Annotated in this window: 12 protein-coding genes; 4 read left to right on the top strand and 8 right to left on the bottom strand. The window is 64.3% G+C overall.

Annotated features, from left to right (window positions below):
• Positions 1–30 precede the first annotated feature (30 nt).
• The 5 genes from atpA to A9K66_RS15465 all read right to left on the bottom strand — a co-directional run bounded on the left by atpA (position 31) and on the right by A9K66_RS15465 (position 5,803).
• Positions 31–1,560 carry a F0F1 ATP synthase subunit alpha gene (gene atpA / locus A9K66_RS15485; RefSeq protein WP_067001528.1) on the bottom strand — a complete coding sequence of 510 codons (1,530 nt, stop codon included), beginning with the start codon at positions 1,558–1,560 and terminating at the stop codon, positions 31–33.
• Complete coding sequence (locus tag A9K66_RS15480) at positions 1,560–2,120, bottom strand: F0F1 ATP synthase subunit delta (protein WP_067324965.1); 561 nt, start codon at positions 2,118–2,120, stop codon at positions 1,560–1,562. The genes atpA and A9K66_RS15480 overlap by 1 nt, the downstream gene beginning before the upstream one ends.
• 247 nt (positions 2,121–2,367) lie before the next feature.
• Positions 2,368–2,763 (bottom strand): DUF4345 family protein, encoded by a 396-nt coding sequence (locus A9K66_RS15475; protein ID WP_067324963.1) that lies wholly within the window; start codon positions 2,761–2,763, stop codon positions 2,368–2,370.
• Between the two features lie 126 nt (positions 2,764–2,889).
• Complete coding sequence (locus A9K66_RS15470) at positions 2,890–3,585, bottom strand: aspartate/glutamate racemase family protein (RefSeq protein ID WP_067324961.1); 696 nt, start codon at positions 3,583–3,585, stop codon at positions 2,890–2,892.
• Positions 3,586–3,619: 34 nt separating this feature from the next.
• Positions 3,620–5,803, bottom strand: a complete 2,184-nt coding sequence (locus tag A9K66_RS15465) for a primosomal protein N' (protein ID WP_067324959.1) — start codon at positions 5,801–5,803, stop codon at positions 3,620–3,622.
• A 90-nt stretch (positions 5,804–5,893) separates the two neighbouring features.
• Between A9K66_RS15465 and fsa the strand changes: the two genes are divergently transcribed.
• On the top strand, positions 5,894–6,550 hold the full coding sequence (gene fsa, locus A9K66_RS15460; RefSeq protein WP_067324957.1) for a fructose-6-phosphate aldolase: 657 nt from the start codon (positions 5,894–5,896) through the stop codon (positions 6,548–6,550).
• 92 nt (positions 6,551–6,642) lie between these two features.
• Here the strand turns inward: fsa and lptE are convergent, their stop codons facing one another.
• Together lptE and leuS are read right to left on the bottom strand one after the other, a co-directional pair.
• A complete protein-coding gene (gene lptE / locus A9K66_RS15455) occupies positions 6,643–7,224 on the bottom strand; it encodes an LPS assembly lipoprotein LptE (RefSeq protein WP_067324955.1) in 582 nt (193 codons plus the stop codon).
• Positions 7,211–9,853 (bottom strand): leucine--tRNA ligase, encoded by a 2,643-nt coding sequence (leuS, locus tag A9K66_RS15450; RefSeq protein WP_067324953.1) that lies wholly within the window; start codon positions 9,851–9,853, stop codon positions 7,211–7,213. The genes lptE and leuS overlap by 14 nt, the downstream gene beginning before the upstream one ends.
• A gap of 147 nt (positions 9,854–10,000) precedes the next feature.
• On the opposite strand from leuS, the gene A9K66_RS15445 reads away from it, so the two are divergent.
• Positions 10,001–10,663: a YggS family pyridoxal phosphate-dependent enzyme gene (locus A9K66_RS15445; RefSeq protein WP_067325004.1), complete on the top strand. Its 663-nt coding sequence runs from the start codon at positions 10,001–10,003 to the stop codon at positions 10,661–10,663.
• A gap of 163 nt (positions 10,664–10,826) precedes the next feature.
• On the opposite strand, the gene A9K66_RS15440 is transcribed toward A9K66_RS15445, so the two are convergent.
• On the bottom strand, positions 10,827–11,099 hold the full coding sequence (locus A9K66_RS15440; protein ID WP_067001506.1) for an aspartate-semialdehyde dehydrogenase: 273 nt from the start codon (positions 11,097–11,099) through the stop codon (positions 10,827–10,829).
• A 304-nt stretch (positions 11,100–11,403) separates the two neighbouring features.
• Between A9K66_RS15440 and acs the strand changes: the two genes are divergently transcribed.
• Both acs and A9K66_RS15430 read left to right on the top strand, forming a co-directional pair.
• The gene (acs, locus tag A9K66_RS15435) at positions 11,404–13,359 is read left to right on the top strand and encodes an acetate--CoA ligase (RefSeq protein WP_067324951.1); all 1,956 of its coding nucleotides are present in this window, start codon (positions 11,404–11,406) and stop codon (positions 13,357–13,359) included.
• Complete coding sequence (locus A9K66_RS15430; protein WP_067324949.1) at positions 13,359–14,105, top strand: MOSC N-terminal beta barrel domain-containing protein; 747 nt, start codon at positions 13,359–13,361, stop codon at positions 14,103–14,105. The genes acs and A9K66_RS15430 overlap by 1 nt, the downstream gene beginning before the upstream one ends.
• Positions 14,106–14,114: the final 9 nt, after the last annotated feature.

Raw genomic sequence — 14,114 nt, 5'->3', positions numbered from 1 at the left:
CAAACCTGATCCCGTGCGTCCGGCTGTTCGTTAAGCGAAGGTCTTGGCGAAGGCGTCGATCTCGGCCTTGAGCTTGCCGCGCAAGTCGTCCGACAGCGCCTTCTCCTTGCGGATGCCGTCGAGCACGTCCTTGCCGGCCGAGCGCATGTGGCTGAGCAGGCCGTGCTCGAACTTGCCGACCTGGTTCAGCGCCAGTTTGTCGAGATAGCCATTGACGCCGGCGAAGATCACTGCGACCTGCTCTTCGGTCTTGAGCGGCGAGAACTGCGGCTGCTTCAGGAGCTCCGTCAGGCGCGAACCGCGATTGAGCAGACGCTGGGTGGCGGCGTCGAGGTCGGAGCCGAACTGCGCGAAGGCCGCCATTTCGCGGTACTGCGCGAGCTCGCCCTTGATCGAGCCGGCGACCTGCTTCATCGCCTTGACCTGCGCCGAGGAGCCGACGCGCGACACTGACAGACCGACGTTCACCGCCGGGCGGATGCCCTGGAAGAAGAGGTTGGTCTCGAGGAAGATCTGGCCGTCGGTGATCGAGATCACGTTGGTCGGGATGTATGCCGACACGTCGTTGGCCTGCGTCTCGATGATGGGCAGCGCGGTCAGCGAGCCGTTGCCATTATCGTCATTGAGCTTCGCGGCGCGCTCCAGCAGGCGCGAATGCAGGTAGAACACGTCGCCCGGATAGGCTTCGCGACCCGGCGGGCGGCGCAGCAGCAGCGACATCTGGCGGTAGGCGACGGCCTGCTTCGACAGGTCGTCATAGCTGATGAGGGCATGCATGCCATTGTCGCGGAAATATTCGCCCATGGTGCAGCCGGCGAACGGCGCCAGGAACTGCATCGGCGCCGGATCCGACGCGGTGGCGGCGATGATGATGGAGTAGTCGAGCGCGCCGCGCTCCTCGAGCACCTTGACGAACTGCGCGACGGTCGAGCGCTTCTGGCCGACAGCGACGTAGACGCAGTAGAGCTTCTCCTTCTCCGGGCCGTTGTCGTGCACCGACTTCTGGTTCAGCATCGTGTCGAGGATGATGGCGGTCTTGCCGGTCTGACGGTCGCCGATGACCAGCTCGCGCTGACCGCGGCCGACCGGGATCAGCGCGTCGATGGCCTTGAGGCCGGTCGACATCGGCTCATGCACCGACTTGCGCGGAATGATGCCGGGCGCCTTGACGTCGACGCGGCGGCGTTCGGTCGCCTGGATCGGGCCCTTGCCGTCGATCGGATTGCCGAGCGCGTCGACCACGCGGCCGAGCAGGCCGGGACCGACCGGAACATCGACGATGGCGCCGGTGCGCTTGACGGTGTCGCCTTCCTTGATGTCACGGTCGTTGCCGAAGATGACGACGCCGACATTGTCGGCTTCGAGGTTCAGCGCCATGCCGCGGATGCCGCCCGGGAATTCGACCATCTCGCCCGCCTGGACGTTATCGAGCCCGTAGACGCGGGCAATGCCGTCACCGACGGACAGAACCTGGCCGACTTCGGAGACCTCGGCCTCCTTGCCGAAATTCTTGATCTGGTCTTTCAGAATTGCGGAAATTTCCGCGGCGCGGATGTCCATCAGCCGACCTCTTTCAGTGCAAGCTTGAGCGAATTGAGTTTGGTTTTGAGCGACGTATCGATCTGGCGCGAGCCCATCTTGACGATCAAGCCGCCGAGCAGCGACGGGTCGACGGTCATAGCGATGGCCACGTCCTTGCCGGCGATGCCCGTCAGCGTCGCCTTGAGTTCGGCCTGCTGCGCATCCGTCAGCGCATGCGCGGAGGTGACTTCGGCGGACGCCTCGCCACGGTGGTCGGCGGCAATCTGGCGGAACGCCTTGATCATGCCGGGCACGGCGAACAGGCGGCGGTTGCGGGCGACGACGCGCAGGAAATTGCCGACGAGGCCGGTGATGTTGGCTCTGGAGATGATCGCCCCGATCGCCTTGGCCTGATCGTCGCTGGAGAACACCGGGCTGTTGATGAGCCGGGCAAGGTCGGCGCTGCCGTTCAGCATCGCCTCGAAATCGTTGAGGTCGGCCTCGACCTGGGCGACCGAATTTTCCTGCAGCGCGAGCTCGAACAACGAGCTTGCATAGCGCTCTGCGACAGCTGAGATTGGCGATGACGATTGGGCCACGGACCGTCTTTTCTCTTGTCTGACAGGCCGCAGATTGTTGGCGCGAGCGAAAACTCTGGCTAAATCTTTGACCTTACTACGATTTTTCCAAGCACGGAGGGATGCCTTCCGCTATCCCCGGCCGAAAGTCGATTGCCGTCTAGCACAGGCCTTTTGAGACCGCAATGCATCGTCCGGCATGGTTTTCAGGCACTTTTGTCGCATCCGGCGGCGAAGGCCGAGCCTGAGCGGCGGATTAGTCACGAATTCACGGTACGAAGCCGAAGGCGAAGGCAAGCGGCAGCGCCGCCAGGGCCAATTCAACCACGATGGAAGCCCAGTTGAAAGGTGTATTGGCGCCGTCCGACATCATCGACAAAAGCCGACCGAAAGCGGTGAACAGCCATGAGAAGCCGAGCGCCATATAGAGCAGCGGCTGCGCGAGCAGGATGCAACACAGGCTGACGCCGAGATAGAAGCCCGACATGCGGCCGCGCCCTTCGGCGATCGCCGCCGCTTTCTCCGGCTTTGCCTGCAGGCGCAGGATGCGGAAGGCGAGATTCGGCGCCAGGAAGAGGACGAGGCCGATGAGCAGCGTCACGACGGCGCTCGACCATGCCAGCCACTCGCCCTGGCTCGCCGGCCACGGAAACGCGAACTCCATCTGATCCCCCTCGTAAAGTCTTGTTCTGAAATTGCCGGCATTCTAGCCGAGGAAAATCCGCGCGCCAGATGTCGGCCGGCACATTTGAAAAGACCGCAAGAGAAGAAGCGACAGAACAGCGCCCGATCAGGACAATGCGAAGTCGATCGCTGCCTCGGCATGGATGCGCGTGGTGTCGAACACCGGCATGTCGAAATCGCCCTGGCCGATCAGTATGGTGATCTCGGTGCAGCCCATGATGAGGCCGTCGATCTTTTCGTCGCGCCGCAGACGGCCGACTTCCTCGACGTAGGCGGACTTCGAGTCGGCTTTGACGACGCCTTGGCAGAGCTCATCATAGATAATCCGGTGCACCAAGTCGCGGCCGGCCTGGGCGGGCACGACCGGCTGCAGGCCGTATTTGTCGGCGAGCCGCCCTTTATAGAAATCCTGTTCCATGGTGAAGCGTGTCGCCAGCAGCGCCGGGCGCTTCACGCCTGCGGCGACAACAGCGTGTCCAGTTGCGTCGGCGATATGGATAATGGGAATCGAGATGGCCGCTTGCACCGTGTCGGCGAGTATGTGGATCGTGTTGGTGCAAATCATCAAGCCCTCGGCGCCGCCGGCCTCCAGCTTGCGCGCTGCTTTTACCAGAAGGACACCGGCGCCGTCCCAGTCGCCGGCATGCTGGCGTTCGGCGATCTCGGCGAAGTCGAACGACCAGAGCAACAGCTCGGCCGAATGCAGCCCGCCCAGCCGCTCGCGCACGATCTCGTTGAGCAGTCGGTAGTAGATCGCCGTCGATTCCCAGCTCATGCCGCCGATAAGGCCGAGGGTTTTCATAAAGCGAGCACTCCGTTGGGACTGTCTTGCTCGCTTATAGGAAGCTCTGCGGGTCGATGTCGACCTGCACCCTGACGGAGCCGCGCAGCTTCGGCCCCTCCGCCAGCATGGCTCGAATAAACCCTTGCATGTCCGCGCGCCGCCCGCCCTGGACAAGCAAGCGGAAGCGGTGGCGGCCGCCGATCAGCGACAGCGGCGCCTCGGCCGGTCCGAGCACGAAGAGATCGGAGGCTGTAGGTGCCGCGCGCCGCAAGCCCCGCGCATGGGTTTCGGCCTCGGCGCGTGTCGCGGCACTGACGATGATGCCGGCGAGCCGGCCGAACGGTGGCAGCGCGGCGCGCTCCCGCTCCGCGATTTCGCGCTCGTAGAAGGCTTCCGAATCGCCGGAGACGATCGCCCGCATCACCGGATGGTCGGGCTGGTAGGTCTGCAGCAGGCCGAGGCTCTTCTTGCCGGTGCGGCCCGCGCGCCCGGTCACCTGGCTGAGCAGCTGGAAGGTGCGCTCGGCGGCGCGCGGATCGCCATTGGCGAGGCCGAGATCGGCGTCGACCACGCCGACGAGCGTCATGCCGGGGAAGTTGTGACCCTTGGCGACGAGCTGCGTGCCGATGACGATATCGGCCTCGCCATTGGCGACGGCCTCGAGCTCGAGCCGCAGCCGGCGCACGCCGCCCAAGAGATCGGACGACAATACGATCGTGCGGGCTTCCGGGAAATGCGCCACCACTTCCTCGGCGATGCGCTCGACGCCCGGCCCGCAGGCGACCAGATGATCGAGCGTGCCGCATTCCGGGCAGGCTTCCGGCCGCCGCTCATTGTGGCCGCAATGATGGCAGACGAGCTGGCCGCGAAAGCGATGCTCGACCAGCCAGGCCGAGCAGACCGGGCAGCCGAAGCGATGGCCGCAGACGCGGCAGAGCGTCAGCGGCGCATAGCCGCGCCGGTTGAGGAAGAGCAGCGACTGCTCTTGTCTCTCCAGCGTGCGCTCCATCTGCTCCAGAAGGAGAGGCGACAGAAAACCGCCGCGCGCCGGCGGCGCGCGCCGCATGTCGATCGATTTCAGGTCGGGGAGCGCCGCCTCGGCAAAACGCGCCGACAGCACCGCGCGCTGGTAGCGGCCCTGGCTGGCGTTGACGCGGCTCTCGACCGACGGCGTCGCCGAGGCGAGCACGACCGGGAAAGCGCCGATATGGCCGCGCACCACCGCCATGTCGCGCGCATTATAGAAGACGCGGTCTTCCTGTTTGTAGGCCGGGTCATGCTCCTCGTCGACGACGATCAGGCCTAGCTCCTTGAACGGCAAGAACAGCGCCGAGCGCGCCCCGGCGACGACGCGCACGCCACCCTCCGCCACCTGTCGCCAGACGCGTTCGCGCATCCGGGGCGGCAGGTCCGAATGCCACTCCGCCGGTTTGGCTCCGAAGCGGTCCTGGAAGCGCTCGAGGAAAGCGTGCGTCAGCGCGATCTCCGGCAGCAGGATCAGCACCTGCTTGCCCTTGTCGAGCGCCGCCGCCACCGCCTCGAAATAGACTTCCGTCTTGCCCGATCCGGTGACGCCGTCGAGCAGGGTGACGTTGAAGGCGCCGGCGGCGGTCGCCGCGCGCAGCTTCTCGGCCGCCGCCTTCTGGTCCGGCATCAATGCCGGCACAGCATGGCCGGGATCGGGTGCGGCGACCACCGGCCTTGGCGGGATCATCACCGTCTCGAACACGCCTTGTGCCCTCAAGCCATCGATGACGGTCGAGGAGACACCCGCCGCATGGGCGAGACCGGAGCGCGTCCAGGCAAGCCCGCCTTCGGCCGTCTCCAGCACGCGGCGTCGCGCGTCGGTCAATCGGTCGGGCTCGGCAAGCGTGCGCTGCAGGCCTTCGATCCACGGCTCCGGGTCGAAAGCTTCCGGCGCCCTCAACAACATCCGCGCCACCATGCCGGGCGCCGACAGCGTGTATTGGGCGATCCAGTCGACGAAACGGCGCATCGCCTTGTCGATCGGCGGGCAGTCGAAGACCTCCTCGATCGGCCGCAGCTTTTTCGGATCGACGGATTCGACGACGGCGTCCCAGACGATGCCGGCGACCTGCCGCGGCCCCAGCGGCACGCGCACGATCGAGCCCGGCACCACGCGCATGCCTGGCGGCACGGCATATGTGTAGGGCCGTTCGGCCGGCATCGGCACCAGCACCGGCGCGGCCGCGACAAAGGGCGAATCTTCGATCATCGGGCGTGACCTTGCCCCGACTTTGCTCTAGATCAAAGGGGACCCCCGCATCTGCCTGGCCGGCGTCAGGCAATCCCCAAGGAGACAGCCATGAAGTTTTTTGTCGATACCGCTGACATCAAGGAAATTAAGGAGCTGCACGATCTGGGGCTGCTCGATGGCGTCACCACCAACCCGTCGCTAATCCTGAAATCGGGCGGCAAGATCGCCGAGGTCACCAAGCAGATCTGCGACATTGTCGAAGGCCCGGTCTCGGCCGAGGTCGTGGCGACCGAGTACAAGGAGATGATGGCCGAGGCCGAGGTGCTGGCCAAGATCGCGCCGAATGTGGCCATCAAGGTGCCGCTGACGCTGGATGGGCTAAGGGCCTGCAAGACGATCCGCACCGAGATGAACCGCATGGTCAACGTCACGCTCTGCTTCTCGGCCAACCAGGCGCTGCTTGCCGCCAAGGCCGGCGCCTCCTTCATCTCGCCCTTCGTCGGCCGCATCGACGACACCGGCTCGGACGGCATGGAGCTGATCTCGGAAATCCGCACCATCTACGACAATTACGATTTCAAGACCGAGATCCTGACCGCTTCCGTGCGTACGGTGAACCACGTCAAGCAGGCGGCTTTGATCGGCGCCGATATCGTGACCGCGCCGCCGGCGACGTTGAAGGCGCTGGTCAACCATCCGCTCACCGACAAGGGCCTCGCCGCCTTCCTCGCCGACTGGGCCAAGACCGGCCAGAAGATTGGCTGAGGCCGGAGAGCAGACAACAAAAGGCCGGGGGTAACCTGGCCTTTTTTATTGCCTCGAATAGGGGAATAGCGCGGCGGCGCCCAGAGACCAGCTCAGGCCTTCTTGCCATTCTTGGCCAGGTCCTGGGCGATCGCCAGCCTGAGCAGATCGGCGAGCTCGCGGGCAGCGCGGTTCTCGGCGTCGATCTGCGCCCGGTAGGCCGCAAACTCCTGGCGCGGCCGGTCGAAGGAGGAAGGAATCGAGCGCTTGCCGAGCGCGACCACAGTGCCGGTCGCGGCGTCTCTGAGCACATAATTGGCGGTGAGGGTCACGGTGCCCGCCGTCGGCTCATCCTCTTCGGTTTGCACCTGAACGATGGCCGCCGACTCGACAAGCTCGGTGACGCCGAGGTCGAGCGTATAGGCAGGCGATGCCGGCTCGCCCGAGCCCTGGCCGAAAGCGAAGATCAGGTTGTTGCGCACCTGCTGCGCAGGGCGCGTGCTGACCGGCTTGATCGATATCGAGGCCAGCTCGGCGGCGGCCCCGACCTGCGACCCGGCGGTGAGCGGCGCGCTGGAATAGAGCGGCCGCACCGTGCAGGCGGAGACCAGTGCCAGCGAGGCGATCAGGCCGCTGAGAGCAGCGCGACGCAGCAAACGCGCCGCCTGTGACTTTTCCGGATCAGGCAACGACATTGACGATCCTCTGCGGGATGATGATCACCTTGCGCGGGGCTTTACCATCGAGCGCTTTCTGCACGAAGTCGAGAGCCAGCACCGCTTTTTCGACGGCACCTTGATCCGCGTCGCGGGCAATTGTCAAATCCCCGCGCTTCTTGCCGTTGACCTGCACCGGCAGCATGATCTCGTTGTCGACGACTAGGGCCGGATCGTAGGCAGGCCAAGGCCGTTCGGCGACCATCTCGGTGCCGCCCAACGCCTCCCAGCATTCCTCGGCCAGATGCGGCATCACCGGCGCGATCACATGCACCAGGATCTCGACGGCCTCGCGGCAGGCGCCCTTCAGCGCCGCGTCAGCCTTGCCTTCGGCGACGTCGTTGAGCGGCACGGCCAGCGCATTGGCAAGCTCGTAGATGCGGGCGATAGCTCGGTTGAAGCCGAGCTTCTCGATGTCCTCGCCGATCGCCTTAAGGATCTTGTGCGCGGCCTTGGAAACGGCACCTGCCTCGCCTTCGCTCGCCGCGGCCGGCTTCACGTCGGCAAGCTGTTCGGCCGCGATCTGCACCAGGCGCCAGACGCGCTGCACGAAGCGATGCGCGCCGGCGGCACCTTCGTCGGTCCATTCGACGTCGCGCTCCGGCGGCGAGTCCGACAGCATGAACCAGCGCGCGGTATCGGCCCCGTAGCCGTCGGTGATCTCCTCCGGACTCACCGTGTTCTTCTTCGATTTCGACATCTTCTCGAGCGCGCCGATCGTCGCTTCCTCGCCGGTCGCGATCTCGATGGCGCGGCGCTTGCCGCCGGCATCCTCGATCCTGACCTCGCTCGGCGACAGCCAGCGCCCATTTGTCGACGGACCGCCGACGCGGTAGGTCTCGTGCACCACCATGCCTTGCGTGAACAGGCCCTTGAACGGCTCGGCGAGGTTCAAATGGCCGGTCTCGCGCATGGCACGCGTGAAGAAGCGCGAATAGAGCAGATGCAGGATCGCGTGCTCGATGCCGCCGATATATTGGTCCACCGCCAGCCACTCGTCCGCCGCCTTCGGCTCGGTCGGCTCGTTCGCCCAGGGGGCGGTGAAGCGCGCGAAATACCACGACGAATCGACGAACGTATCCATCGTGTCGGTCTCGCGCCGCGCGTCGCGCCCGCATTGCGGGCATTTCACGTGACGCCATGTCGGATGCCGATCGAGCGGATTGCCCGGACGGTCGAACTCGATGTCGTCAGGCAGTTTCACCGGCAGATCGGCCTTCGGCACCGGCACCACGCCGCAGGCCTCGCAGTGGATCATCGGGATCGGGCAGCCCCAGTAGCGCTGGCGCGAGATGCCCCAATCGCGCAGGCGGAAATTCACCTTGCGCTCCGCCATCGGCCGGCCGCCGATCGTCTTCTGTTCGAGCAGCTTCGCCACCTCGTCGAACGCGCGCTGCGGCTTCATGCCGTCGAGGAAGCGCGAATTGATCATCACGCCGTCGTCGACATAGGCCTCCTCGGTGATCTGGAAGCTTTTTGCGTCGCCGTCTTCCGGCATCACTACCGGGACTACCGGCAGGCCGTATTTGTTGGCGAAGTCGAGGTCGCGCTGATCGCCCGACGGGCAGCCGAAGATGGCGCCCGTGCCATACTCCATCAGCACGAAATTCGCGACGTAGACAGGCAGCGTCCAGCCGTCGTCGAAAGGATGGACGACGCGGATGCCGGTATCGAAACCCTTCTTTTCGGCCGTCTCAAGCGCCGCCACCGAGGTGCCCATATGGCGGACCTCGTCGATGAACTTGGCCAGCGCCGGATTGTTCTCGGCGGCTTGTTTGGCCAGCGGATGATCCGCCGCGACCGCCATGAAGGAGGCGCCGAAGATGGTGTCCGGCCTGGTCGTGTAGACTTCCAGCTCGTGCATGTCGCCGCCGATCTTGGCAGAGCTTGCAGCCGCCAGCGGCCAGCGGATCAGCAGCCCTTCCGAGCGGCCGATCCAGTTATGCTGCATCAGCTTGACCTTCTCCGGCCATTCGTCGAGACGGCCGAGCGAATCCAGCAGGTCCTGCGCGAAATCGGTGATCTTGAAGAACCACTGCGTCAACTCGCGCTGCTCGACCAGCGCGCCCGAGCGCCAGCCGCGGCCGTCGATGACCTGCTCGTTGGCGAGCACCGTCATGTCTGCCGGGTCCCAGTTGACCTTGGAGGATTTGCGCGTCACCAGCCCCTTCTCGACGAAGTCGAGGAACAGCATCTGCTGGCGGTGATAGTAGTCGACGTCGCATGTGGCGAACTCCCGCGCCCAGTCGAGCGACAGGCCCATCATCTTGAGCTGCTCGCGCATGACGGCGATGTTTTCGTAGGTCCAGTCCTTGGGATGAACCTTGTTCTGCATCGCTGCGTTCTCGGCCGGCATGCCGAAGGCGTCCCAACCCATCGGGTGCAGCACGTTGAAGCCCTTGGCCCGCTTGTAGCGCGCGACGACGTCGCCCATCGTATAGTTGCGGGTGTGGCCGATATGGATCTTCCCCGAGGGATAAGGGAACATCTCGAGCACGTAGTATTTCGGCTTCGGGTCCTCGTTCCTGGCCTCGAACAGCTTCTTTTCGGCCCAGGCCTTCTGCCATTTGGGCTCTGACGTGCGCGGATTGTATCGTTCGGTTGCCATCAGATGTTTTTCACTTAAAAGCGGGTGCGCGGCGCTGGGCAAGGCCGGCAGCCGAGACAATGTCGTCGCGGTGTTCACCATGGATTGCCAGACCCGTCAACTGTGGCGATCCGGCGTTGGTGCTAAAACTATGGGCAGGATATGGACATGACGAGCCCCGTCGAACAGCTTCGCGCGGTCAAGGCGAAGATCGCAAGCGCCGAACGCGAGGCAAAGCGTGAGCCCGGCGCCGTCATGCTGGTTGCGGTCTCGAAGACCTTCGCGGCCGAAGATATCCGCCCGCTCATCGAGGCGGGCCAGCGTGTTTTCGGCGAGAACCGCGTGCAGGAAGCTCAAGGTAAATGGCCGGCGCTGAAAGCTGCGTTTCCCGACATCGAGCTGCACCTGATCGGGCCGCTGCAATCCAACAAGACGAAGGAAGCGGTGGCGCTTTTCGATGTCATCGAGACCGTCGATCGCGAGAAGATCGCCGCCGAGCTTGCCAAGGAGACCGCCAGGCAAGGCCGGGCGCCGAAACTCTATGTCCAGGTCAACACCGGTTCCGAGCGGCAGAAGGCCGGCATCGAGCCGCGCGACGCCGTCGCTTTCGTCAAACGCTGCCGCGAGGTGCACGGCCTCGCCATTGAGGGCCTCATGTGCATCCCGCCGGCGGACGAGAATCCCGGTCCGCATTTCGCGCTTTTGGAAAAGATCGCTGGCGAGGCCGGCGTCGCAATGCTCTCGATGGGCATGTCCGGCGATTACGAGACCGCGATCGCCTTCGGCGCGACCAGCGTCAGGCTGGGCTCGGCGATTTTCGGCAGTCGCTAAGCGCCTCGAGACGCTGGTAGCCATCTTGTTACCGACCCGACAATCGATCGATAACGCTTCCGCCAGCGCTTGAAACGAACCGGGCCGTTCCTACCAAGCCCGCGGATGACGAGTGATGGGCGTTTCCGCCAAACATTCGACGTACAGAGAACCTCTGCGCCGCTCAGTGCAGCACGAACTCCCCGTCCACTTTCCGCCACTCGTTCGGCGCGATCAGCTTCTGGTGCGTGTACGTCACCGAATGCAGCGGGCCGTCGAGCTTGGTCTTCCAGAATTCGATGAAGCGGATCAGCACCGGAAACTCCGGCGCGATGTCGTAATCCTGCCAGATATAGCTTTGCAGCAGATGTGGATGGTCTGGGAAGTGATAAAGGATCTTGGCCGTGGTCAGCCCATAGCCGCTGAGCATCAAGTCCATTTCGAGATGATGGCGCATTGCCGTCCTCAGTTGATTCTCCTTTCCTCCCAACGCGAAACTCTGCGCCTCGTTGCTTAACCGTCTATTGATTTTCGCACATCAGACCCAAGTTTTCCATCGGAAAAACAGACGGTTAGCAGCCCTAGGGCGAGAGTGCTGACAGGCGTTTGCACTTGCCCCTGCGTCATCCCGCCGCGCGAATCCAACGTCTAATATTGCCGTCACGGCGGAACTGTTAATAATGCCGCGAATTCACGGCTGCTTCGCCGTGATGCCGTCGGCACATCAAGCCGGCGGAACGGTTTCGGAGGAAAGCTAGAAAATGTCCGATGTCCATGTCCACCGCGTCCAGCCGGCGTGGAAGAAAAACGCGCTGATCGACAACGACACCTATCTCAAATGGTATGCCGACAGCGTGAAGAACCCGGACAAGTTTTGGGGCAAGCACGGCAAGCGCATCGACTGGTTCAAGCCCTTCACCAAGGTCAAGAACACTTCCTTCGACGGCAAGGTCTCGATCAAGTGGTTCGAGGACGGCCAGACCAACGTTTCCTACAACTGCATCGACCGGCATCTGAAGAAGCGCGGCAACCAGACCGCCATCATCTGGGAAGGCGACAACCCTTACGATGACAGGAAGATCACCTACAACGAGCTCTATGCGCATGTCTGCCGCTTGGCCAATGTGCTGAAGAAGCACGGCGTCAAGAAGGGCGACCGCGTCACCATCTACATGCCGATGATCCCGGAAACGGCTTACGCGATGCTTGCCTGCACGCGTATCGGCGCGATCCATTCGGTCGTCTTCGGCGGCTTCTCGCCCGATGCGCTGGCCGGCCGCATCGACGACTGCAAGTCGACCATCGTCATCACCGCCGACGAGGGCCTGCGCGGCGGCAAGCCGATTGCGCTGAAGGACAACACCGACAAGGCCATCGACATCGCCGCCAAGGCCGGCACCAAGGTGGAAAAAGTGGTGGTGGTGCGACGCACCGGCGGCAAGACCGGCTGGGTGCCGGGCCGCGACGTCTGGTACCATGACGAGGCCGCGACCGTTAAGGCCGACTGCAAACCCGAGAAGATGAAGGCGGAGCACCCGCTGTTCATCCTCTACACCTCGGGCTCGACCGGCAAGCCGAAGGGCGTACTGCACACCACCGCCGGCTATCTCGTCTATGTTTCGATGACGCACCAGTATGTCTTCGATTACCATGACGGCGACATCTACTGGTGCACCGCCGATGTCGGCTGGGTCACCGGCCACAGCTACATCGTCTATGGCCCTTTGGCCAACGGCGCCACGACGCTGATGTTCGAGGGCGTGCCGAACTACCCGTCGCAGTCGCGCTTTTGGGAAGTCGTCGACAAGCACCAGGTCAACATCTTCTATACCGCGCCGACGGCGCTGCGCGCCCTGATGGGCGCCGGCGATTCCCATGTGAAGAAGACCTCGCGCAAGTCGCTGCGCGTGCTGGGCACGGTCGGCGAGCCGATCAATCCGGAAGCCTGGGAGTGGTATTTCAACGTCGTCGGCAACGCCAAGGTGCCGATCGTCGACACATGGTGGCAGACCGAGACCGGCGGCATCCTGATCACGCCGCTGCCGGGCGCCACCGACCTTAAGGCCGGCTCGGCGACACGGCCCTTCTTCGGCGTCAAGCCGCAGCTGGTCGATGGCGAAGGCAAGGTGCTGGAAGGCGCGGCCGACGGCAATCTCTGCATCACCGATTCCTGGCCCGGCCAGATGCGCACCGTCTATGGCGATCACGACCGTTTCGTGCAGACCTATTTCTCGACTTACAAGGGCAAATACTTCACCGGCGACGGCTGCCGCCGTGACGCCGACGGCTACTACTGGATCACCGGCCGCGTCGACGACGTCATCAACGTTTCAGGCCACCGCATGGGCACGGCGGAAGTTGAATCGGCGCTGGTCAGCCACGACAAGGTCTCGGAAGCCGCCGTCGTCGGCTATCCGCACGATATCAAGGGTCAGGGAATCTACTGCTACGTCACGCTGATGTCCGGCACGACGTCGAGCGAGGATCTGCGCAAGGAGCTTGTCGCCCATGTCCGCAAGGAGATCGGCGCCATCGCAACGCCCGACAAGATCCAGTTCGCGCCGGGCCTGCCCAAGACCCGTTCAGGCAAGATCATGCGGCGCATCCTGCGCAAGATCGCCGAGGACGATTACGGCGCGCTGGGCGACACCTCGACGCTCGCCGATCCCGCCGTGGTCGACGATCTCGTTGCCAACCGGCAGAATAAAAGGGCCTGATGAACGCGCAGGCCGCACTCGGCACCGTCAGCCAGCTATGGCGCTATCCGGCGAGCTCGCTTGCCGGCGAGCGGCTGGACGCCATCTCCGTCGGCACGTCGACTGTCGACGGCGACCGGCTGTTCGGCCTGGTCGATGCGTCGGATGGCGAGATCGCCAGGCCGGACCGCGGACCGAAATGGCACAAGGTGCCGCTGATTCGCACCCGGCTGACCGAAGACCGCCGGCTCGAAGTGGCCGTGCCCGGCGGCGACTGGCTGCCGGCGCCCGACCCGGAAAGCGACCGGGTTCTTTCCGGATTTCTTGGCTTCGACGCCTCGATCCGGCCTTACTTCCGCGAGCACGCGCCGGGCTATGCCGGCCCGCTCACGGCCGAGCGATACAGCAGGACGCCGATCCATCTGCTCACCACCGCCTCGCTGGCGCGGCTGAAGGCGCTGCATCCGCAAGGCGTGCCAGATTCGCGCCGCTTTCGCCCCAACATCGTCGTCGACATGGAGCCGGTCGAAGGCTCCTTCCCGGAGACGGAATGGCTCGGCCGCAAGCTCGCGATCGGCGATCTGTTGCTCACGATCTCCGAGCCCTGCCGCCGCTGCGGCTTCACCATCATCGCCCAGGACGGCTTCGACAACGACCCCGGCATCCTGCGCAACCTGGTCCGCTATAACGCCCACAATATCGGCGTTTATTGCACCGTCGACCGGCCGGCACGCGTCGAGATCGGCGCGGAAGTGCGGTTCGCCTGACCTGCCTTG

Source organism: Mesorhizobium sp. AA23 (assembly GCF_001672435.1).
Taxonomy (GTDB): domain Bacteria; phylum Pseudomonadota; class Alphaproteobacteria; order Rhizobiales; family Rhizobiaceae; genus Mesorhizobium.
This window is presented reverse-complemented; position numbering and strand designations above follow the sequence as displayed.

Coding starts and splice junctions, on each gene's coding strand:
- atpA (WP_067001528.1), bottom strand. CDS start 1,560: ATGGACATCCGCGCCGCGGAAATTTCCGCAATTCTGAAAGACCAGATC.
- A9K66_RS15475 (WP_067324963.1), bottom strand. CDS start 2,763: ATGGAGTTCGCGTTTCCGTGGCCGGCGAGCCAGGGCGAGTGGCTGGCA.
- A9K66_RS15470 (WP_067324961.1), bottom strand. CDS start 3,585: ATGAAAACCCTCGGCCTTATCGGCGGCATGAGCTGGGAATCGACGGCG.
- A9K66_RS15465 (WP_067324959.1), bottom strand. CDS start 5,803: ATGATCGAAGATTCGCCCTTTGTCGCGGCCGCGCCGGTGCTGGTGCCG.
- fsa (WP_067324957.1), top strand. CDS start 5,894: ATGAAGTTTTTTGTCGATACCGCTGACATCAAGGAAATTAAGGAGCTG.
- lptE (WP_067324955.1), bottom strand. CDS start 7,224: ATGTCGTTGCCTGATCCGGAAAAGTCACAGGCGGCGCGTTTGCTGCGT.
- leuS (WP_067324953.1), bottom strand. CDS start 9,853: ATGGCAACCGAACGATACAATCCGCGCACGTCAGAGCCCAAATGGCAG.
- A9K66_RS15445 (WP_067325004.1), top strand. CDS start 10,001: ATGACGAGCCCCGTCGAACAGCTTCGCGCGGTCAAGGCGAAGATCGCA.
- A9K66_RS15440 (WP_067001506.1), bottom strand. CDS start 11,099: ATGCGCCATCATCTCGAAATGGACTTGATGCTCAGCGGCTATGGGCTG.
- acs (WP_067324951.1), top strand. CDS start 11,404: ATGTCCGATGTCCATGTCCACCGCGTCCAGCCGGCGTGGAAGAAAAAC.
- A9K66_RS15430 (WP_067324949.1), top strand. CDS start 13,359: ATGAACGCGCAGGCCGCACTCGGCACCGTCAGCCAGCTATGGCGCTAT.